Genomic DNA, 21,748 nt, shown 5'->3' with positions numbered 1-21,748 from the left:
CCTCCATTTTCATTCAGAGCCGCCGTAACCATGCCACAGCAGCCCCAATCCATGTTGCTTTACAGATAAGCGCCGTTATCAACGGTAATGATCTGTCCCTGTATCGCCTTTGATAAATCGCTTGCCAGGAACAGCGCCAGGTTCGCCTGATCCTCGGGCTGACAGGCCACATGCATGGTATCGCTTTCTCTTACGGTTCTTGTATGCAGGATCGGAAGCATATCCTTTCCTGCCGGCGCCAGTCCAGCACCCTTTTCCTGGGTCTGGGACATGGGAGTGATGGTATAACCTGGACAAAGGGAGTTGCATCTTACCCCGGTCCCCACGCAACGGATTGCTGTATTCTTCGTCAGTATATTTACGCCTCCCTTAGTGGAAGCGTAGACGGAACCGCACATAGGTCTGACTCCATTCACAGAAGAAACATTGATAATAGATCCGCTTTTCTGTGGAAGCATATACTGAAGAACCTCTCTTGTCCACACAACCGGCCCACGGAAATTGACTGCAATGGTTCGATCTACAATATCATCCGGTATTGTGTCAATCCTCCACTGTTCCCCTACCCCGGCATTATTTACCAGAATATCTACCTTTCCAAATTCTGATACGGTCTTTTCAATTGTCATCTTTGCAACTTCTGTGGAAGCAACATCCCCGGCAATCCCAATGACCCTATTTCCATGTTGTGCCTTTTCACGGATTTTCTCTACAGCCTTATCCAGACTGTCCTGTCCTCTGGCCGTCATGACCACATTTGCTCCCTCCTGCACATACAGCTCTGCAATTGCATAACCGATCCCATAGCTGGCTCCTGTAACGATTGCGGTCTTTCCCTCCAATAAATACTGTCTCATAAGTAAATCCTCCTTTTTCTTTATTATCTCTATTTTGCTATGCTTTTCTTTTCCCTTATGATAAAGGTAAGTCCAATACCAACCACCATTACAACTGCATTAAACAGATACGAAAGATGATAGCTTCCTGTCGTATCCAAAATCCGGCCAGCCAGTACCGGGCCTACAAATCCGGCGATTCCAAATGCCGGCTGAATCATTCCGCTGATGCTTCCCAAAAATTTCCGGCCATATACCTGAGCCGTCAACGCAATTTGCAGCGGAACCCCGGAGCCGACACAGAAACCCAGAATTACCACTCCGATAAACATAAGTACCGGAGAGCGGTAAATGGAAAACAGCAGCAGGTTAACTGCCTGGACTGCAAATAACATCCGGTATGTCTTTACCACTCCGAGACGGTCCGACAGTCCGGCTGAACACAATCTTCCTGCACCGTTTCCAATTGCCATAGCCATAACTGCAATAAATCCATCCTGCCAGTTTGCCTGTACTCTGCAGATATTGGCAACCGATGAAGTAATCATCTGTCCCGGCATCCAGCACGCAATATAGATAAAGAAAATTGCCCAGAATTCCTTTGTTCTAAGCGCCATATTGGGCATGACTTTATTCTGGTAAATGGTTCCGGCGTCTTCTTCCTCCATTTTTCGCGCCGCTGTTTTTTCTTCTTCCATTTCCTCTGCACTCTTTTGTATCACTTTTCCCTGCCGTTCGGCCTTCCGTCTGTCAATCAGCTCCTGTGTGGAAGGCGGTGTCGGGAAAAGTATCGCCAGACCACAGATAATGATAATTGCAGCAATACCCATATAGAGGAACGTATTGCTTAATCCGACTCCTGCCAGTAAGCTGTTGATAACAGGCGCCATATACAGGGAAGAAAGGCCCATCCCCATGGTAACAGCGCCTACAATCAGACCTTTTTTGCTCGCCGGAAACCACTTCATGGCATTCGGTGAGGTATTCGACGTAATTGATGTTGATGCCAGACCAAGGAAACCACCCACAGAAAGGACCATGATGACCGGTGATGTTGTCCTGCTGCTTATAATCAGGCCAAGTCCCATGCACAGGCCTCCAAAGGCTATTGTCGCTTTCGGCGCTACATATTCACCCAGCCTCCCTGCAAAGATGGCCCAAACAGAGGTCACAATGGTAAGTACAGTATAGGGAAGCGCTGCTTGGGTTGCCGTCCAGCCATATTCTGAGATGATGGACTGTCCCAGAAGGCTCCAACAATATTGAAAACCACAGGCCAGATTAAGCAGGATTGCCACTACCAGCGCACGGTTCGCTGTTTTTGAGTTACCCATGTTATTTTTCCTCCTCATTTATGCCAATTACCGGTATCCCACACCACTGCTCATACATCCGAACCACTTCCACAAAGTCCATACTGCCCTTGCCCTCTACCGAAGGAAGCCCAAACAGTTGATTTACTGTGTTGCCGATAAATGCCGGAACTTTTCCGTCCTTCGCAGCTGCCACATAGAGCGCAATATCCTTCCACATCAGATCCACTGGCATATTCATCCCCTGACCAGTAAAAATCAAATTCGGGTATTTATAAAGCGAGGCATTGGATGATCCCCCACTGGACCCAATTACCTGAATGGCTGTTTTGGGATCGATTCCCGCTTTTGCGGCAACCATCACACCCTCGGTCGTCGCCAGAAGGCAGGCACAGGACAGGAAATTATTTACACTCTTTATGGTATCGCCTGCACCGCTTGGTCCCACATAGATGACCTTCTCCGGCTTTCCAATGGTTTCCAAAATATGGCGGGACTTTTCATAAATTTCTTTTTTTCCTCCGACCATAACGGATAGTGTCTGGTTGATAGCCCCTGCCTGGCCTCCGCTGATAGGCGCATCCAGCATTTCGATACCCTTTTCCCCCAACAGGGCGCTTAGTTTTCTGGTGCTGACCGCATCCGCACTGGTAAGGTCAATTACGACTGTGCCGGGGCGGGCATTCTCAAGGATCCCCTCTTCTCCCATAACATTCATCTCCACCTGTTTGGATGTAGGCATGCTGATCAGTATATAATCACTCTTTTTGAAAAGCTCTGCGGAGTTCACTGCCCCCTCACATCCATTGGCCAGCATCTCGTCATAGAGGGCGGTCTTTGTCTCTTTGTCCGGTGCCAGCGGAATAAAGCTGCCGCTCTGGTCAACCTCACGGCGGTAGGTGGGCAACACCATAGAAAACCCTTTTTTATAAAGGCCGTAGCACATGGCAAAACCCATGGTTCCCAAGCCGATAAATCCAACTTTCTCTTTACTCATTGCTTCTTTCCTCCTTATATTTCATCCTGATTTCTATTTCAGACCTGCCATTGCTAACGGCAACGCTATCACTAAGCCCGTTAAAATCGGCATCAGGACACAGGTAACGAATACAGGTCCGTATGATTTTTTCATTGTGGTCCTAAACATCTCGCATGTGGCCAGGATGGTTCCGTTATGTGGCAGAGAATCCAGACCAATTGATCCCATCACTACCATTCGGTGCAGATTGCCCATATCTGCAGCTCCGGCTGCAGACCAGCCTTCAAATACCGGCTGCATGGCTGGCGTCAGGGTACCGCAGGCTGAAGATGCCGACCCTAGTACCAGCGCCATGATATTTGCAGCAATGAATGCGGTCAGATACGGTGATACATCCAGTTTGTCAATCCCTGCCATCAGCGCCGCATAGCACGGAGTCAGGGCAACCACTCCGCCCAGAGCTCCCTTGGTACCGATATTCATCAGTGCCTTTGTGCCGGCTAACATTCCCTCAGTCAATTGTGTAAACCATTCTTTGACAGTATAGCGTCTGAATTCCAATACACAGCAGCACAATGCGCCAACTCCCAAGCAAAGCGGAAGCGACAGCTTCACAAGATTGTACAAAACCATCACCAACAGAATCGGAACAAACGCTTTCCACACTGGCGGCATCTGCTTTTCTCCGTCCGCCCCTGCCTGCTCCAAGTCCGACCAGTCCTCAAATCCGCGTCCATCTCTCTGCCATTTCCGCGCCTGCCACTGCAGATACAAACAGTTTAAAAGGAGCATTGTGCAGCAGCCCACCATACCGGGAATGAATCCTGCAGACGGCGTCGTCCCCAAATAGGACTGCACCAGATAATTATTATTGGACGGCATTAAAGGAGCCGCCAGGATAAAAGTCCAGGACCCTGCAAAAATGGAGCCCAGAATAATATCCTTGGAATAGTTTGCCTTGGAACACAGTACCAGACCAATCGGGAAAATAACCAGATAGGCTCCGATGGACATACCGGAAAGACTTAACAGAATTCCGGTAATACACATGGTCGTGGGGGCCAGTTCCACCGGTATGATCTTCGCCAGCCATTCTGCCAGAGCTGCTCCCAGTCCGGAGGTCGTCATGACCTTGCCTAACATGGTCGCCCATAAATATGTAAAAAGCATTTTCCCGACCATCGTTCCAAAAGCGGTACAGTAAGTACCTACGATCCCCTCCGTAATGTTGATTCCCGAAGTCAGGCAAATAAAAATGCTGCAGATTGGGAAACAGATCAACGGCTCATAGCCTGCATAAGCAAGATAAATGACTGCGGCCGTTGCAAGCAGTACCCCTATCGTACTGAGTGCCACACTTCCCATTTCTTTTTCCTCCCTATCTCATTACGGTTCCCGGTATAATGATTCCGTCTTTTCCTCTGACGCCTTTAATACCGGCCCCATAATCTCCCGAACACGCCCGTCATCCTCCACCTCCGCCAGAACCTCCAGGGTATGATACCCTAAAGGAACCACAGGAAAGGCTTCTACGCGTTCGACACCACTCATATGTAACGGTTCTCCAGGAACACGGAAACTGGTTCCATCCGGATACACCGCATCCACCATCAGATTTCTGTGGATAATCTGCGGATGGTTGACTACCTGCTCATAGTTATTTATCTTTCCATAAGCACATCCGTTTTTCTGAAGTATTTCTTCCATTTCCTTGCTGGTATACTCGGCAATTGCCGCGCCCACCAGTCCTTCCACCTTTTTGTAATGATCTGCGCGCGTGCGCATCCCCTTTAGTTCCGGATCGCTGAGCCATTGTTTTTTCCCAAGGGCAATTGCAAGTTTCTCCCATTGGCTGTCCGTTGCCAGGTTCAGCATGATAAATTCACCATCCTTACAACGGAAATCGCCAATAGGGCTTGCTTCTGGATACCGGTTTCCTGTGGGGGTAGGAATCACTCCGGTATCCATGTAAACGCTGAACAGATTTTCCTGCATGAACACCAGAGAATCCAGCATAGACGCATCCACACGCCTGCCCTGTCCACATTTCTTTGCATCCATGATTCCAATCAACGTACCGATGCATCCGAAAAGTCCTCCTGCACAATCACCGATGGCCGCTCCGCATTTAAGTGGTTTCTGACCCGGTTCACCAGTAATGCTCATGATCCCGGCCTCTGCCTGTATGGTAGCGTCAAAAGCTGCCCGCCGGGCATAGGGACCATCCTGTCCATACCCTGATATAGAGGTATATACAATTCTTGGATTGATTTTCTTTAACACCTCATAGGTAATCCCGAATTTCTCCATGGTACCCGGCTTGAAATTTTCCACTACCGCATCGGCTGTTTCCACCAGCTTTAAAAACATGACTTTCTGCCGCTCATCCTTCATATTCAGGACAATGGACTTTTTTCCACGGTTCCTGGTGGCGTAGTGGGAGCTGCTTTTATTCTTTACCACATTCCCATAACGGGAATAATCGCCGGCAGGCGGATTCTCAATCTTGATTACCTCTGCGCCGAAATCTGCCAAAATCATCGTACACAGTGGTCCGGACAGAAACTGTGTAAAGTCAAGTATCCGGATTCCTTCTAAGGGCTTCATCCGTATCACACTCCTCATCTGTCCTGTACAAAAATTATCGGTACTCAAATATTCCATTTCCCAGAAGCAGGCGTCCCTGTTCATCTGACAACTGAAACACGATTTTCCCTTTTTCCAGTTCCCAGCCTTTAAATGTCACGTTCCGTCCGGGGAAACATACATTACGCATCTGCGCATAGACCTTGGTAACACGCTCCGGCTCATAAGGAATCGCGCTCTGAATCGCCATCCGGGTCGCAAAACCATAGGTACAGAGTCCCTGCAAAAATGGTTTTTCATACCCATAGCTTTCGGCCAGCTCCTGATTTACATGAACCTCATAGGTATCACCGGATAAACGGTACAGGCAGGCCAGGTTCTCCGGCATATATTCCGTCACTTCATAGTCCGGTTTTCTGTCCGGATAAGTAATCTTCCTGGAATCAAATTTTTTTCCGCCGTATCCGCCGAAAGCCGCATGGTAATGGTAACTGTGAAGGGTGCTGATATGACGTCCCGCAAGGTCGTAGACCTCCATGGCACAATCCGCCACAACCCCCTTCCCCTCCCCGCGGTCGTACACTGCATTTAAGCGGTCTTCCGTCAGGAATGTCCCCTGATAAGCATCAATGGAGCCGTGGATTTCCAGTTCCATAGCCATATGCAGCCGGTTTGGAAAATGTCCCAACTTTTCTTTGATAAAATCGCTTACGATTTCATTTGGCCCATAAGGCACATGCCGAATCGGCTCCATGTTGACCGTATTGATATACGGCAGCAGTGAAAAGGTGGGAAGCGCCTTCATCCCGTCCTTATATTTTTCAAAAAAGTATGGCAGATCCTTACTGGTGGCTCCAACCCCCAGCGCATAGAGGGATACATCCCTCCAGGTATATTTCATGGTGCGGGGACCCATCCCCTGCCCTATGATCGAATCAAACATATTTGCATCCATTGTCATTGTCTCCTTATCTGGCGCCGTAGTTACTTTCTTACTGCCTGAGGGTCTTTTCCCGCCAGTGCCCTGGCTATGGTTCTTCGCTGAATCTGATTGGTTCCTGAGAAAATCTGGAAGATCTTTGCATCGCGCATATATTTTTCAACCGGATAATCTTTCATATAGCCGTATCCGCCCAGAACCTGAACCGCATCCACAGTGGTCTGCATGGTACAGTCTGAAATATACATTTTGCAGACAGAGCCCATGGTTCCGGCGTCTTTTCCGTCTCTCATGGCACTCAGGGTATAATAAAGCAGTCCCCTGCTAGCTTCCGTCCTTGCCTTCATGTCTGCAATCATGAAAGACAGACCTTCATGGTCGATGATTCTCTTTTTGAACTGTCTTCTCTCTTTTGCATAATCCACCGCCGTATCCAGTGCAGCCTGAGCCAGCCCCAGGTTAAAGGACATACCGATAGCGCGTCCTTCATTGCTGATCAACTTTAAGCTGAGGGCCAGTCCCTTTCCGACTTCTCCGATTACATGGTCTTCCGGAACCCTTACCTCGTCAAAAATCACATCCGAGGTTTCCGACAGCTTCAGGCCCATCTTATTTTCCTTCTTGCCAATCTGTACGCCCCGTTCCTTTTCTACCAGGAAAAAGGTGATTCCCTCGCTGGCTCTTGCCTCTTTGTTGGTCCATGCAGCTACCAGGAAGTAGTTGGATACCGGTGCATTGGATGCAAAGCACTTAGTTCCGCTGATGACCCATTCATCGCCGTCTTTTACCGCTGTGGTACGCATTGCCGTCGCATCGGAACCGGCATCCGCCTCTGTAATGCAAAAACAGCCTCTCGCCTCTCCGCTCATGATCCGGTCGGCCCAGTCCTGTTTCTCCGCATCCGTCAGCCCGCTCTTTTCAATCATTGGGAAATAGGTTCCCATGTTATAAAAGCTGAAAGTAAAACCGGCGTCTACCTTTGCCATCTCCTCAGCAATCAATGCCTGTGTAACAATATCCAGTCCCAGACCGCCCCAGACTTCCGGAATATTCATCCCGAAATATCCGGCTGCCGCCAGCTTCTCATGTACGTCTAACGGATACTGCCCTCTTCCCCCATCCGCGTGCTCCAGCACTTCAATCTGCGGTTTCAGCTCCCTCTCTAAGATTTCACGCGCGCCATTTGCCAATTCCTTCTGCTCATCGGTTGCTAATAAATAATTGACCATATCGTTTTTCTCCTTCCTTTTTATTTGCTGTTTTACGCTTTCAGCTTTTTCACCTCAGCTGTAAGTAACGGAAGTACCTCATGAAGATTTCCTACAATTCCGTAATGAGCCACTTCAAAGATAGGGGCATTCGGATCTTTATTAATAGCCACAATACACTCGGAACCGCTCATGCCCGCCAGATGCTGGATTGCTCCGGAAATGCCGCATGCAATATACAGCTTCGGCGCCACAGTTTTTCCGGTCTGCCCCACCTGATGTGCATAGGGAATCCAACCGCTGTCCACCGCTGCACGGGATGCGCCCATTACACCGCCCAACGCATCCGCCAGGTCTTTCACTACGCCAAAACCTTCCGGTCCACCGACGCCGCGCCCGCCTGAAACGATAATTTCCGCACCCTCCAAATCCACTACTGCCTCTGCTGTATCATGGATAATTTCCAACAGCCGGGTACGGATTTGCTCTACCGGCACATGATAATCTTCTCTCACAATCTCCGCATGGCTTTCTGTGGACGGCTGCTTCTTAAACACACCGGGACGACAGGTGCCTATCTGCGGGCGACCATCGGGGCATATGATCGTCGCCATCAGATTGCCGCCAAAGGCCGGACGGGTCCATGCCATATTTCCGGTATCTTCCTCAATGTCAAGAGCTGTACAGTCTGCCGTAAGACCGCTTTTTAATCTTGCCGATAAGCGCGGTCCCATGTCACGGCCATAACTGGTAGCCCCAATTAACAGTGTTGTCGGTCCGTATTTCCGAATCAGATGCTCCATGGCATTCACATAAGCATCTGTTGTATAGTGGGCGTATTCCTCACCATCGACCACCAGAATCTGATCGGCTCCCTGTGCCCCGGCTTCCCTAACAGCGTTATCTGCCTGAAATCCGATTACCACTGCCACCAGCCTTCCGCCCTGTTTATCCGCCAGACGACGTCCGGGATTCAACAATTCCAATCCCACATTTCTGGCAGAACCATCCTCTTTTGTCTCAATAAATACCCAAAGATCTTTGGTCATTGCTTCCATCTTTTCTCCTCCTTCAGCCTTAAATCACATGAGCATTGTCAAGAAGCTCTATCAGTTTTCTGGAAGACTCCTGAATCGTATCTTCTTTTATCATAGTCAGGTGATTCTCATGTACTGGCACAAATGTACTTTTTACACGGGTCGGCGAACCCTTCAATCCGCAGCGGTCCAGATCAATCTCTGACAGTTCCACGCTGGTGACGCCTGGAATCTCCGCCCGATTAGCCGCCATCCGTCTGCGTACATTGGGGTAACGTACATCGAAAGCTGCCTGTGTAAAAGTTACAACACAGGGAAGCTTTACGCCAATGACACGTTTGTCCTCCGGACCCTGCTGGATGACTCTCAGGCTGTCGCCCTCTAAGAATGATTCCAGAGCATAGGTGACCTGAGGGTAATCAAGATGTTCAGCAATTTCTGGACCGACCTGGGCCGTATCTCCGTCAATGGCCTGCTTTCCGCAAAAGATCGCATCAAATTTCCCTTCTATTCCTTCTATGTATTTGATGCTCTCCGACAGAATATAACTGGTCGCCAGAGTATCGGAACCTCCAAACTTACGGTCCGTAATCAGATACGCCTTGTCCGCCGCAATCGAAAGACATTCCTTTAAAGCGTTTTTCGCCTGCTCAGGCCCCATGCTGATTACAACAATCTTTGTATCCGGCTGTGCATCCTTAATCCTCGCAGCATTTTCCAGTGCATACGTGTCATAGGGGTTTACAATACTCGGTACTCCATCCCGGATTAATGTGTGTTTCACCGGATCAATCTTAATTTCCGTAGTATCCGGTACCTGTTTGATACATACACAAATATTCATTCTCAAAAACTCCTTCCTGCTATTTGTTTTCATTTATTTATTACTGCAAGTTCCATGCCTGTTTTTTCTCCTTGTTTCTGCTCACATACAGGACATTTACACGACTTGACTGTGTCATTTCAAGGACACACTGTGTCGTTTTTGTTCGACACAGTTAAAAAAGTGTGTTATACTATTCACATACCCAACTCTACTGATGAAGAAAGGACCATGCTTCATGAAAGACCATCCACTATTTCTCGCTAAAGAATCTGAGTTCCAGAGACATTGCCAGAACAACATCCGGAATTTTTCTTATTTGGATCGAAATATCCAGTGCATATTGGAACGCCTGGGAACTCCGTGTCAGGTATCCATCGCTTATTTTGATTCCGATGGTTATCTGATTCAGCTGTATTGCAATGAGACATACCGGGATTTTTTCCAGAAGCGTGGCATCGTCTCCCGAAGTGTCTGGACAGAAGAAACCTCCGGTTTTAATGCTGTTACAGAAGGCTTCCGCTGCGACAGGCCTTTTATTTCCTGTGGGACCAGCCATAGCCATCCGGCTTTAAAGGATTTAACTATTTATTTTTCCCCGGTTCATTTTGAGCAGATTGAAGTCAGCAACTCCTACCATCTTCCGGACCGGCTCGGCGGTATCGCCCTGCTTGTTCCAGATAATCTGGCCCACGACGATTATCTGTTCACGGCCATAACCCTGACCCACGATTTGGAGATGACCCTGCATTTTAATCAGCTCTCGTTCCGTCTTTATGAACGGTCCAGAACCGGCATGCTGATCGTAGATACCCGCATGTCACAAAAAGACGCAACGGTTCTGTATGCCAACGACATGTTCTTTCAGGCGCTGAATATTCCTGTGGAGAATATCAATTTCACGCAACTTGGCCGGCTGTTAAAGCCAGAAGAAAATCAGGCGTTTTATGAGCTTTTAAAATATCCACACAATATTTCCGACACTCCAATGAATTTCTGCCCGGTCGGCGGAAAAACCACCTGCTGCACGCTGTTCTGTGATACGTTTTATCAGCCCAGTCTGAATGCGGCGGGAATCATCGCCTATATTTCAACTCCGCAAATGGAAAGCCGCAGTATTTCGCGGAAGATGGGCAATACAGCCGTGCTCTCCTTCTCCAACATTATCGGTGACAGCAATCCTATGAAATCTGCCAAACAGCGAGCCACCATGATTGCAAACACCGACAGCAATGTCATGATTCTGGGAGAAAGCGGTGTTGGCAAGGATGTCTTTGCACAGGCCATCCATAATGCCAGCCGGCGGCGGAACAAACCTTTCATAGCCGTAAACTGTGCCGCCCTTCCCAGGGATTTGATTGCCAGCGAACTATTTGGCTATGACAGCGGCGCATTTACCGGCGCAAAAAAGAACGGCAATATGGGGAAATTCGAGCTGGCCAACGGGGGGACTATTTTCCTTGATGAGATTGGCGACCTGCCACTGGATCTTCAGGCTTCCCTTCTCCGTGTGGTGGAACAAAAGCAGCTTATGCGGCTTGGAAGTAACCGCCTCATTGATATTGATGTCAAGATCATCTCAGCGACCAACGCGGATATGGCACAGATGATTGAACAGCGCATGTTCCGGTCAGACTTGTTTTTCCGTCTGGGAACCCTCAAGCTGAACCTGCCTCCTCTGCGCAAACGGGGCAATGACATCCTGCTGCTGGCCAATCATTTTCTGCAATCCATCAGCTGCCGGATCGGCCGGGACGATCTTCAACGATTTTCTCCGGAGGCAGAGCAATACCTGCTCTCCTGCTACTGGACCGGCAATGTGCGTGAACTGCAGAATGTCATGGAAAATCTGGTTCAGCTTTATCCGAACCATGTCATTCTGCCGGAGCATATTATGGAAAATATCAGCCTTCAGCAATTGACATCTCCCCGGTATGTTGCGGAAATCCCGGCTCCCCTGGTGCCACCCCCTTCTCCGGAGCCGGCTTTTATTACGGAACCGGCGTTTGTCTCGGTTCCGGCGGCTACTGTGAAATCAGAGACACCTGCTGTGCCGCCATCTGATTTACCAAAGAGCTTTGCACCCAAGCAGCATAAACGAGGCTCTCTGACAAAAGATGACATCCTTCTTGCTTTGGAACAGTGTCACGGCAACCGTAGCGCTGCCGCCCAGATTCTCGGTATTACCCGAAAAACCCTGTACCGGAACATGGAACGTCTGGGCATGGATTCCGGTGAGTTTCCGACCTGATTTTCAAAAATCTCCAGCTGTTTTTAGAAAACCATGCTGGAGATTTTTTTGCTGCTACTCTTTTCCGCTGTCTGCTTCCACATTATACATGGTACTCCAGTGTGCAAAGTTTGTACCGTCAATGTGAGCATCCTTACCGTAATAAAAAATATTCTCCCGGAAGTTTTCTAACGGCAGCCATTTCACAGCACCTTCCATACCAATGTCAAACGAATACCAACTATGGTTTCCCTCAAACTCCAGCCAATCTACCTCATAACCTAAATTCTTCAGCAAATCGCGATAAGCCGTATTTCCGTCATACAAACCATCCTGTTTCCCACAGGCCATAAAAATCTTTGGCAGATTGCCCATTTCTGTCTTTGCTACTGTTTCAGCCAAAAACTCATAGTCATTATCACTATTTTCATATTCCGCCACATCCTGAAAATTGAACATGGCCTCGTAATTATCCCTAAGAAACATATCCCAGGTAGGCTCATTTACAGAAGTCATAATAGGAACCTTCTGTAGCGCCGAATTAACCGCAATAATCCTGCTAAACAATTCAGGGTGCCTAAATCCGTTGACAAATGCCCCGTAACCACCCATAGAAAATCCACCGATAAACGTATCCTCTCTTCGGTCGGACAGGCAGAACACCCTGCGCGTAAAATTCACCACATCACGGGTAACCATATCTCCAAAATTTTCATTCATGGCAGTCATACTGCTCCACCATTTATTTTCTCCACCAATGCAGACCACTGCAAGATTGTAATCCTCAGCCAGCCCCATCAGCTTTGAATAATTAAATATACCGCTTGCGTTACCCGTCACACCCTCCAATAAGTACAGCGTTTTATATGGCATATTCTTTTTAGGAAGCGGCTGTGTCCTTAATACCATATGATCGGCCGGCAGCACTGCTTCGATTGTTATTGGTCTTTTCAATGCTTCACTTTCAAAATTTGTTGTAAATCTCGCCATTGCTTCCCCCTCCTCTTAAACTCACGGTATTATTTCTGTGGCTTCTTTTCCGTTATATCCGTAAGTACCGGATCCATGACCTTATGTACAACCTCCAGATCTGCCACTTCCGAAAACACCTCAATAGTGTTATACCCTAACGGAACCGCTTCATAATCCATCTCCCGTTCCATCCCGCTGATAAGCAGCGGATTGCCTGGTACTGAAAAACTGGTTCCGTCCGGATACGTGGCCTGGACAAAGGTTTTGCGGAATTTAACCTGTGGATGGTTCACAACGCCTTCATAGTTATTGATGCTTCCGTATACGAGCTTACGGCTCTGCAGGCGTTCGGCTACCTCTGTACTGGTCATGGTCGAAAATACGCGAAGCACCTCAGACTCTACCTTACGGAAATTGTCTGCACGGAGGGACATGGAGGCAAAATCCGGGTCCTCCAGCCACTGAGGTTGATCTAACACCTCCGCAAATGCCTTGAACTGGGCATCTGTGGCAATATTCAGCATAATCGGAATGCCGTCCTTACAGATGTAGTCACCAATGGGGCTTGCTGCCGGATAACGATTCCCGTTAGGCTTGGGAGTCTTTTTCGTCAGCAGATAGGAGCTTAACATGTTTTCCTGTAAAAGCAGGAGCGAATCCATCATTGATACATCGATGCAGCGGCCATGTCCGTTTCGCTGAGCATCCAGGATTCCTGTCAGGGTTCCGATACATGCCATCAGTCCTCCACAGTAATCTGCAATAGAACCCCCACATTTGGTCGGTCCGCCGCCCTCCGGTCCGGTAATGCTCATAACACCGGATTCGGCCTGAACCGTTGCATCATATGCCGCATGGCTTGCAAAGGGTCCCTCCTGCCCATATCCAGAAATCCGGGTATATACGATTTTAGGGTTAATGGACTGGAGCAGTTCATATGTAACTCCGAATTTCTCCATTGTCCCCGGCTTAAAATTTTCTACTACGGCATCTGCGGTTTTGACAAGCTCTAAAAAAAACTGTTTCTGGTTTTCAGCCTTCATATTGATGACTGCCGATTTTTTTCCACGGTTTCTGGTGGCATAGTGAGTGCTTGCATCCCCGACTATTACCTTTCCATAGCGGGTGCTGTCCCCCAACGGCGGATTTTCCAGTTTGATTACCTCCGCTCCATAATCGCTTAGCATCAGGGTGCAGATCGGACCTGAAAAAAACTGTGTGAAATCAAGAATACGGATTCCTTCTAACGGTTTCATATGATTAAACCTCCTTCAATGAAAAATATATTCATTATAAAAGTAATGCAATTTTCATGCCCGTTTTTAGAGCGTGTCTTACCAGGAAACGACACACCCGGCAGTCCTGCCCTTAATAGGTCTTTCTCATCCGGTAATCCGGAATCTGTATCTCCTCCCTATACTTTGTCACGGTTCTTCTGGATATTCGGATTCCATTTCTTTCAAGCTGTTCTTTCAATTTTTGATCACTAAACGGTTTCTTTGCGTCCTCCTGTCCAATCAGTATTTTTATCCGGGCTTTAATATCATCCGCTGTTATGACCTTTGCAGACTGATCCCCGCAAACCTCTCTGGAAAAGAAATAATCCAAAGGATACATTCCCCAACAGCAATACAGATATTTTCCTTTTACGGCGCGGCTGATGGTTGATTCATGAACTCCCAGTTTTTCTGCGGCAGTATACAGATAAAGCGGCATGAGCTGTTTTCTTCCATATAAAAAAAATTCTTTATGATACTCCACCAAGAACTTTGTCAATTCTGACAGCGTAGAACCGCGGTGGCTTATACAGTTCTGGATCTGTTCGATCTGCCTGACTTTTTCAGCAAGATAATGCTTTACCTCTCCATTGCATTCTTTGTCATTTACCATATTCTTGTATTCTTTGTTGATTCTGAGTTCTGGTCCATGGCCGCCATTCACCAGGATTTCAAAATAATCCTTAAATTTTATCACCGTCACATCCGGAATCGTGTATCCGAACCGTTCATGATCCGAATATCCCCTGGATGGCTTTGGGTTTAAAGATTGAATTTTTTCCTTTGCCCTTTGGATTCTTTCAACTGGCAGCTCCATGTTCCTTGCAATTACCGGCAGTTGGTTTTTCCCCAACGGCTCCAGATACTGTTCCACGATTTGTTTTTCCACAAAAAGATTCTCGCCCTCCCTCTCCAGCCTTGACAGTTGGATGAGCAGGCATTCTCTGAGACCGTTTGCACATACCCCTGCCGGGTCAAGCTGTTTGAGAATTTCCAGGCACTCTGTCACCTTCTTTTCCTTCTCTCCCAAAAAACTTGCCGTTTCTCTGATGGAATCCACAAAAAAGCCTCTGGAATCCAGGCATTTTATCAGATATTCAAAAATACGCATCTGCTGTCTGGAAAAAGGCTGTCCAAGTAGCTGCGCTTTTATGCTGTCCTCAAGAGATTCTTCCTCCTGCCCGCCTATATTCATAATGTCATTGGCATCGGAATCTTCCTTTTCCTGACTGTAATAAATCCGGTTCTGTTCATCAAACTGATCCAGCCATTCCAGCTTTTTCAGGCGTTCCTGATCCCTATCTCTGATTGACGTTTCTTCTAGTTCGACCACAGGATTTTCTAAAGAAACCTCTTTTAAATATTCTTCCAATTCCTGCGAACTCATCCGCAGGATCTGCATTTGCTGAATCATATTCTGTGAAATCGTTTGCCTCTGCCCAATGTTTAATTCCAGCCCCATAATATTCTCCTCTGCTGTTTTCGTTAACTAAACCGGAAACAAGATACTGCTTGTCGCAGTAACAATCGGAAGTGTTAGGATGGACAGCAAGGTCGTCAGCCCAATCATTCCCGCTGCCGCTTTACCATTCAGACCATTGCTGTCCGCCAGCACCCCCAACACCGCCGATTGTGGTGTCGCCTTACAGATAATCATCGCACAAATGCCGGCCGGCGCAAGGATTCCACGCATCGGCAGCATACATGATAAAATAATAACCGGCCAAACAATCAGCTTGATTACAGATACCGTATAAAAACTCTTTTGGACGAAAATATCCTTCATGTCCTGATCTGCCAGCTGTATTCCTATTATAATCATAGCCAAAGGAGTAAGCATGCCGCTAAAATCACTCAGGCACGTACTGACCTGAACTGGAACCCGAATTCCAGACAGACAAAGCGCTATTCCAATCAAAAGGGAAACCGTTACTGTGTTAAACAATTTTGAGCATAAAAAACGAACTGTTATCTTACTTCCGTCCACGGAGAGTGCTGCATGGGCAAATAAAAATATCGTATCAAATATGACCATCAGCACCGCATAGATTACAGCATCCGGACCAAGAACCGCCGTTACTAATGGAATTCCCATGAATGCCGAATTTCCGTAGATACAAGCCATACGGTACACAGCCCGTTCTTTATCACCCTTTGTTTGGAACATCATGGATGATACCAGAATCTGAATAATCATGACAATCATCATGACCCCCAAATTAATGGAAATCCCTCTCCAAAATGCAAATGAATGATCCAGTCCTGAAACGGACAGAACCACACTGCATGGCAATGCGATTTTTGTACATAAAACAGTCAAAACATTTAATGACTTTGAACTGATGAGTCTTTTTTGGGCAAAAACATACCCCACCCCAACTTCAACCGTCAATATAAAAATTTGTACTACTGTAATCCAGATATTATCCATTTCTCCTCAATTCCCTCCACCATTATTTTGCGGATTCATTTTTCTGCTGCCAGATTAAATAGTCAATACAGTCCAATGTCTTCTGCATTTTATGAATCTCTTCAAGAAGTTCTCCCCGTCGGCTGCGCAGGATGCGTATTCGTTCCACCTTGCCCTCCTCCCGCGAGAGTCCCATATACCTTTTTATTTCAGGGGCTGTAAATCCGGCATCCAGAAAAATGGAAATCAGTCCCATATCCCGGAACTGCTCTTCCTTATAATCTTTACTACCATCTTCCTGCCGAATCCCTTTTATCAAGTCAAGGGATTCATACCACTGGATTTTATCCTCCGGAATTTGAAATCTCCTGCTTATTTCCTGAATGTTCACGAATTTTTCTGGCCTCCTTTGTCAACTGCATGTTTTATCGCAAATCAAAAAAACTATTCATGTGTGGATGAAGTCCTGTTTTCCACTTACATGAATAGTTTATCTGTTTTCTTATTCTATGTCCAATGCGTATAATTTATATAAATATATGTTATTTTAGCATACTTTTGAAATGCTCCAGAAACTTCCCTGCTGCTCTGGTAACCGGCTGATATTTCTTCCATGCAAACACCGATGTCATGGACAATTCCGGATACAGGGGGATGAATATAAATTCCGTTCCCTCCATCAAATCAATGGAACCTTCAATCGTCAGGAAACATACGGTTTCATTGTTAATCAGCATGGTACCATTGGTAATCACATTGCAGGTCGCAAATGTAGTCAGACTGGAGAAGTCCTCTCCCAGCCAGCTTTCTATTTCTTTCCGGACAGAGTTCCTCTGGGGCGTCACCAGAGGAACTCCTGCCAAATCCTCCTTTGTGATAAACTCTTTGCCTGCCAGCCGGTTATCCCTGCGCATAAAAATGCCCCAGCGTTCCCGCTCCTTCATGCGGATATAATCATACCGTTCAATATCGACCGGCTCCATTAAAAGTCCAAAATCCAGCAGTCCCTTATCCAGCCGCATCTTAATGTGCTCAGCATTATTTGTATAGATTTCAAACTGGACATTGGGATATAGCCTGTTGAAATCAAGCATGGCTTCGGCCAAGGGACCAGAGGATTTCAGCGCGCCGCTTCCTATGGAAATCACACCGCCCAGCTCCGACCGCTCGCTAAATTCTCCTTCGATTTTATCAATCAGTTCCACTGCTTCCTCCGCTCTCCTGCGGAGAATCACACCCGCATCCGTAAGCACCAGGCGCTTTCCCCTGACAAAAAGCTGTGTCCCCAGTTCTTCTTCAAGCTGCGCCATATGACGACTGAGTGCCGGCTGCGTGATATGCAGCACTTCGGCTGCCCGTGATATATTTTCTTCCCGTACCACGGCCAGAAAATACCGGAATATACGAATTTCCATTGTGTGCACTACCCCATTTTTCATTATTCTGCCTGCTGGTGATATACTAAGATTTTAAGTGAATGCAAGCAGTCAGTCAACTAGAAAATGGAATTGCGTTTCATTGTAAAATCTGCTTTATTCGTATTTTTTGAGAACTGTCTATACGTTCCTCTTTCAACTCCCGAACTGTACAATGGTGTTGGAGGTGAACAGCCAGTGGAAAAACTTGATTTATCCTATATGGGGTCTATATTCAAAGAGGCTCGGCTTGCGGGGAACATGACGCAGGAGGAGCTTGCGGAACAAGTAGGAAAAACAGCCCGCTACATACAGGCAATTGAAAACGAGGAGCGGAGCGTCAGCATAGACACACTGATTCGGTTGGTCCGGGCGCTGGGAATCTCGGCGGATACTGTCGCCTACCCAGACCGTGAAATGGACAACGGAGAAACAGAACAACTGATCCGCTGCATCCGTTTGCTGACCATCAGGGACAGAAAGGTGCTGCTGGCCAGCGCCAAGCAGATGTTGGAAACAGAATAATGGGAACTGCCCCTTGCGGGTGGTTCCTTTTTCTTTTTCTGCTGTTAAAGATTTCTTCAAGTGATCCCTTCCCTGCATACGCCACATTGACGCATTCCATACGCCACCCAAAGGGCAGACTTGCCCCTTGGCGGCGTATTTGCGTATTAAGGCTATACTTTCTTCAGTGTGTAGAGCAGACTGCTTCTGCCGCCGTTCTCGCGCCAACGCTGCTCCTTCTCCAGCAGACCTGCCTGTATTAAATCCGCAATGGCACGCTCCACCGTTCTGCGGGAAAGCTGCAGCTCTCTCGCAATCGTTCCGATGGACGGATAGCACTGTCCATCCTTATTACAGTGGTCTTTCAGATACATATACACAGTCTTAGCCCGGTGCGGCAGATCCTCAGCGTAGATCGCGGAAAAGTATCCCATAGGCACACACCCCCCTAATCTGTCCGGAGAGGCATCCTGCGTGGCAGGGCGCGATGTTCTTTCTGTCCTGTTGCAGGTGCATGGAACTGTCCTCCGGATTTAGAAACAGATTCTGGCGGGAGCGGCGGTTCGTCCACTTCATTCTCGTCACAATCATCCCTGCGGCGCATGATTTCCTGTTCCAGCTCGAAGCGGTCGGCATAAGCCACCGATCTTGCGGCCTGTTCTTCCACCTCGTAGGCGCCGCCAAACGTAATGCCCCATTTCAGAAACAGCGGCAACCTTGTCTGCATCGGGCAGCATCCTGTTTTTGCTAGAATGAAGTGGCCCTTTGGCAGTGTTTTCAATTCGTCCGGCGTCATCAGCGGCCGGCTCATCATCTGCAGGCTCTGGCTGGGATCGTTCTTTCCTCTGGAAATGGAGCCGCTCATCACTGTCCGGTTGCCCAGGGCCTTGGAGAGAATGTCAGCACTTTCCGAGTTGGGTGCAAAACCGCCGAACAGAATATCCTGACAGTTGTCAATGATGATGCTGGAACCTTCTTTTCCATAGTTCTTCTGAAGCTGTGCAAAACTTTGGATAATCGGCACCATACTGATCCGGCGGGAACGTCCGGCGGAGAACATCATCTCCATCGACTCAATTTTCGGTATCGTTCCGATTTCATCCGCAAACACCATGACGCGGTTCGGCAGCTTCCCTCCATGCTCATCGGCGATGGTCAACATCTCCCGATAGAGCTGCTGCAGGAACAGGGATACCATGAAATATTTGGTGTTATCTTCTTCTGGCAGCACAATGAAGATGGCCGACTTGCTGGTACAGAAGGTTTCTGTATCCAGTGCGCTGTCGAAACACAGGATCTGCTCCATCTCAGAATCCAAGAACGCATTCAATCGGGACATGGCGGTGGAAAGAACAGAAGCCATCGCCTGATCGGCGGAGTTCAGCGCCGCACCGGCAAACCATTTGGCCTTGTGGGTGGGCGGCAGCTTATCCATCAGAAGCTGGAACAGGCTGCGATTCTTCACTGGCGAAGGAGCCAGCAGGTCTTGGATCAGCTTGAATACGGAAATAATGTGCCGTTTCTCCGGAGGACAATATTCCGCAATCAGCAGGATGACCGAAGCCAGCAGACCCTCGGCGGCATCGTAGAAAAATGCATTTTGTCCATAGCTGCTGGCCTCGGCTCCGTCAGAGCAGATGATAGTTTTGGCGGTGATCTTCGCATACTTTTCCGCTTTTGCCTTGGCGGTCAGATTCTCCGGGTGTGCCAGATACTCATCCATATATTTGTTGACCAGAGTCAGAATGTTATCCCCATCGGAACGGGTGGGGTTTCGCAGATCCAGCACGGAAATTTTATAGCCGTAGCAGTCTTTGGCAATTCCGGCGTAGTTGCGGAACAGGTCGCCCTTGGTGTCGGTGCAGAGCCAGCTCATGCCGGAGGCACAGGCATACTCGATGTTGGGATATAAAAAGTTGGCGGTCTTGCCGACACCCGCCGCGCCAATCATCAGGCAGTGGATATCACCGCTGTCCACCAGTGCGATGACTGCCATGCCATGCTTCTTGCAGCCGACCACCAGCCCCTGCTCTCTTGGCAGTGCTTCGCCCCGCCGCCAGCGTTCCGGTTCGTAGGGAACTGCAGCGTAGGTATCTTTGATTTCTTTCTCAGTGGCGAACCGCGCTGTGCCATGCTGACCGTCGCCCACGGTCTTGGACTTGATCCCGTTTAGGGTGTAGTAATGTGCCAGCAGGGAAAGCCCGCCGATGACGGCGAACATCCCAAGACCGACGCATATCAATAAAACGATTTGATGTGTCTGCATTTTCTCCCTCCCTTCAGACCATTTGCATTGTCCGATGCGGTTCTTTCTCAGGCACGACCATCTGCCCCTGCCGTACCTGCAAATCCTCGTTCCAGTCCTTTTGCTGCGAAAAGAGCGAGAACACGTTTCCGTATCCCCGCTCTGTCAAAATTCCTTTGATTCGTTCTCTTGCCTGAATGCCTGCCTTGTCGTTATCAAGACAAAGGCCAATCTTCTGTACCTGCGGATTATCAACTAAGAGTTGAAGCAGAGCGCGTTCCGACACACCACAGAGAGATACATAGCTGTGTTGCTGCCAGTCCCTCTGGTACAGAGAGATAAATGACAGCAGATCAATGGGTGCTTCAAACACATAGACCGTATCACTCTTTCCAGTGAAGTGAAAGCTGTACCGGGGATCGCAGCCGTCCACATTTCCCTTGAACGGTTCTCCCTGGGTGTACGTTCCCCGCTTATGCGCGTGGCGGGCAACACCGTTTGAATCAATGCCCACGAACACGGCGTTGTGATACTGTGCATCCTCATAGATCAGCTTTGCTCTGGTAAACACTGAAACCACATCCCGGTCAAGGCAGCGCGTTTTGGTCAGGTATGCAAACACCCGGCGCATATCCCGATTCGCCTCTGGCAGCGCGAATGGTTTCGGCGGCTCCGGCCTGCGCTGCTCACTGGGGCGATATGCCTGTCCCTGTTCGCCGTTCAACAACATCGTCACGGCATCCGGGAAGCTCCTGCCGTAGAACATCTGCACAAAGTCAATGGCAAGACCGCCTTTCTCACTGGCATGATCGTACCACTCATTTCCCCTTACCGTGATGCTGTGGTCGCTGGCCAGCCGCTTCTCTCTGCCGGAGCGGAGCAGCTTTTCTCCCTGCCGCACAAGAAAATCTTCCAGATCCACGGCATTGGCCCGCTGTTTCTGATCGTCTGTAAAATAAACATATCCAGACAT

At 48.3% G+C, this 21,748-nt stretch carries 22 protein-coding genes; 2 read left to right on the top strand and 20 right to left on the bottom strand.

Annotated elements, in window-relative coordinates; all coding sequences use genetic code 11:
• Positions 1-59: 59 nt before the first annotated feature.
• The 11 genes from I2H39_RS25395 to I2H39_RS28955 form a co-directional block, all read right to left on the bottom strand.
• Complete coding sequence (locus I2H39_RS25395) at positions 60-857, bottom strand: SDR family oxidoreductase (protein WP_195627835.1); 798 nt, start codon at positions 855-857, stop codon at positions 60-62.
• A gap of 29 nt (positions 858-886) precedes the next feature.
• A complete protein-coding gene (locus I2H39_RS25390) occupies positions 887-2,170 on the bottom strand; it encodes an MFS transporter (RefSeq protein WP_195627834.1) in 1,284 nt (427 codons plus the stop codon).
• Between the two features lies 1 nt (position 2,171).
• Positions 2,172-3,146, bottom strand: a complete 975-nt coding sequence (locus tag I2H39_RS25385) for an NAD(P)-dependent oxidoreductase (protein WP_195627833.1) — start codon at positions 3,144-3,146, stop codon at positions 2,172-2,174.
• A gap of 33 nt (positions 3,147-3,179) precedes the next feature.
• The gene (locus I2H39_RS25380; RefSeq protein WP_195627832.1) at positions 3,180-4,493 is read right to left on the bottom strand and encodes a GntP family permease; all 1,314 of its coding nucleotides are present in this window, start codon (positions 4,491-4,493) and stop codon (positions 3,180-3,182) included.
• Positions 4,494-4,514: 21 nt separating this feature from the next.
• Positions 4,515-5,735 carry a CoA transferase gene (locus tag I2H39_RS25375; protein ID WP_195627831.1) on the bottom strand — a complete coding sequence of 407 codons (1,221 nt, stop codon included), beginning with the start codon at positions 5,733-5,735 and terminating at the stop codon, positions 4,515-4,517.
• A gap of 34 nt (positions 5,736-5,769) precedes the next feature.
• Positions 5,770-6,669 (bottom strand): MaoC/PaaZ C-terminal domain-containing protein, encoded by a 900-nt coding sequence (locus tag I2H39_RS25370; RefSeq protein ID WP_227147465.1) that lies wholly within the window; start codon positions 6,667-6,669, stop codon positions 5,770-5,772.
• A gap of 29 nt (positions 6,670-6,698) precedes the next feature.
• The gene (locus I2H39_RS25365) at positions 6,699-7,883 is read right to left on the bottom strand and encodes an acyl-CoA dehydrogenase family protein (protein WP_195627829.1); all 1,185 of its coding nucleotides are present in this window, start codon (positions 7,881-7,883) and stop codon (positions 6,699-6,701) included.
• A 32-nt stretch (positions 7,884-7,915) separates the two neighbouring features.
• Positions 7,916-8,920 carry an electron transfer flavoprotein subunit alpha/FixB family protein gene (locus tag I2H39_RS25360; protein ID WP_195627828.1) on the bottom strand — a complete coding sequence of 335 codons (1,005 nt, stop codon included), beginning with the start codon at positions 8,918-8,920 and terminating at the stop codon, positions 7,916-7,918.
• A 19-nt stretch (positions 8,921-8,939) separates the two neighbouring features.
• Positions 8,940-9,743 (bottom strand): electron transfer flavoprotein subunit beta/FixA family protein, encoded by an 804-nt coding sequence (locus I2H39_RS25355; RefSeq protein WP_195627827.1) that lies wholly within the window; start codon positions 9,741-9,743, stop codon positions 8,940-8,942.
• Between the two features lie 232 nt (positions 9,744-9,975).
• Positions 9,976-10,287: a hypothetical protein gene (locus I2H39_RS28960; RefSeq protein ID WP_207746969.1), complete on the bottom strand. Its 312-nt coding sequence runs from the start codon at positions 10,285-10,287 to the stop codon at positions 9,976-9,978.
• 15 nt (positions 10,288-10,302) lie between these two features.
• Entirely contained in the window at positions 10,303-10,452 is a 150-nt protein-coding gene (locus tag I2H39_RS28955; RefSeq protein ID WP_207746967.1) for a hypothetical protein, read from the bottom strand.
• A 9-nt stretch (positions 10,453-10,461) separates the two neighbouring features.
• Between I2H39_RS28955 and I2H39_RS25350 the strand changes: the two genes are divergently transcribed.
• Complete coding sequence (locus I2H39_RS25350; protein WP_240305823.1) at positions 10,462-11,973, top strand: sigma 54-interacting transcriptional regulator; 1,512 nt, start codon at positions 10,462-10,464, stop codon at positions 11,971-11,973.
• A gap of 54 nt (positions 11,974-12,027) precedes the next feature.
• On the opposite strand, the gene I2H39_RS25345 is transcribed toward I2H39_RS25350, so the two are convergent.
• The 6 genes from I2H39_RS25345 to I2H39_RS25320 all read right to left on the bottom strand — a co-directional run bounded on the left by I2H39_RS25345 (position 12,028) and on the right by I2H39_RS25320 (position 18,050).
• The gene (locus I2H39_RS25345) at positions 12,028-12,942 is read right to left on the bottom strand and encodes an alpha/beta hydrolase-fold protein (protein WP_195627825.1); all 915 of its coding nucleotides are present in this window, start codon (positions 12,940-12,942) and stop codon (positions 12,028-12,030) included.
• Between the two features lie 29 nt (positions 12,943-12,971).
• A complete protein-coding gene (locus tag I2H39_RS25340; RefSeq protein WP_195627824.1) occupies positions 12,972-14,180 on the bottom strand; it encodes a CoA transferase in 1,209 nt (402 codons plus the stop codon).
• 112 nt (positions 14,181-14,292) lie between these two features.
• Positions 14,293-15,663 (bottom strand): RNA polymerase factor sigma-54, encoded by a 1,371-nt coding sequence (gene rpoN / locus I2H39_RS25335; RefSeq protein ID WP_195627823.1) that lies wholly within the window; start codon positions 15,661-15,663, stop codon positions 14,293-14,295.
• A 27-nt stretch (positions 15,664-15,690) separates the two neighbouring features.
• Complete coding sequence (locus I2H39_RS25330; RefSeq protein WP_195627822.1) at positions 15,691-16,632, bottom strand: AEC family transporter; 942 nt, start codon at positions 16,630-16,632, stop codon at positions 15,691-15,693.
• 22 nt (positions 16,633-16,654) lie between these two features.
• Positions 16,655-17,002, bottom strand: a complete 348-nt coding sequence (locus tag I2H39_RS25325) for a MerR family transcriptional regulator (RefSeq protein WP_195627821.1) — start codon at positions 17,000-17,002, stop codon at positions 16,655-16,657.
• Positions 17,003-17,153: 151 nt separating this feature from the next.
• Positions 17,154-18,050 (bottom strand): LysR family transcriptional regulator, encoded by an 897-nt coding sequence (locus tag I2H39_RS25320; protein WP_195627820.1) that lies wholly within the window; start codon positions 18,048-18,050, stop codon positions 17,154-17,156.
• Between the two features lie 174 nt (positions 18,051-18,224).
• Here I2H39_RS25320 and I2H39_RS29360 point away from each other — a divergent pair, with 174 nt between their 5' ends.
• A complete protein-coding gene (locus tag I2H39_RS29360) occupies positions 18,225-18,551 on the top strand; it encodes a helix-turn-helix transcriptional regulator (RefSeq protein ID WP_195627819.1) in 327 nt (108 codons plus the stop codon).
• A gap of 152 nt (positions 18,552-18,703) precedes the next feature.
• On the opposite strand, the gene I2H39_RS25310 is transcribed toward I2H39_RS29360, so the two are convergent.
• The 3 genes from I2H39_RS25310 to I2H39_RS25300 are packed head-to-tail and all read right to left on the bottom strand — an operon-like array spanning position 18,704 to position 21,748.
• Positions 18,704-18,964 carry a helix-turn-helix domain-containing protein gene (locus tag I2H39_RS25310; RefSeq protein WP_195627818.1) on the bottom strand — a complete coding sequence of 87 codons (261 nt, stop codon included), beginning with the start codon at positions 18,962-18,964 and terminating at the stop codon, positions 18,704-18,706.
• 14 nt (positions 18,965-18,978) lie between these two features.
• Entirely contained in the window at positions 18,979-20,796 is a 1,818-nt protein-coding gene (locus I2H39_RS25305; RefSeq protein ID WP_195627817.1) for a VirD4-like conjugal transfer protein, CD1115 family, read from the bottom strand.
• Positions 20,797-20,809: 13 nt separating this feature from the next.
• Positions 20,810-21,748, bottom strand: coding sequence for a DUF3991 and toprim domain-containing protein (locus tag I2H39_RS25300; protein ID WP_195627816.1), 939 nt, complete (start codon positions 21,746-21,748; stop codon positions 20,810-20,812).

Origin of the sequence: Clostridium sp. 1001283B150225_161107_B6, assembly GCF_015556325.1 — a bacterium.
Classification (GTDB): Bacteria; Bacillota; Clostridia; order Lachnospirales; family Lachnospiraceae; genus Enterocloster.
The sequence above is the reverse complement of the archived record's forward strand: the minus strand, read 5'-3'. Positions and strand labels throughout refer to the sequence as shown.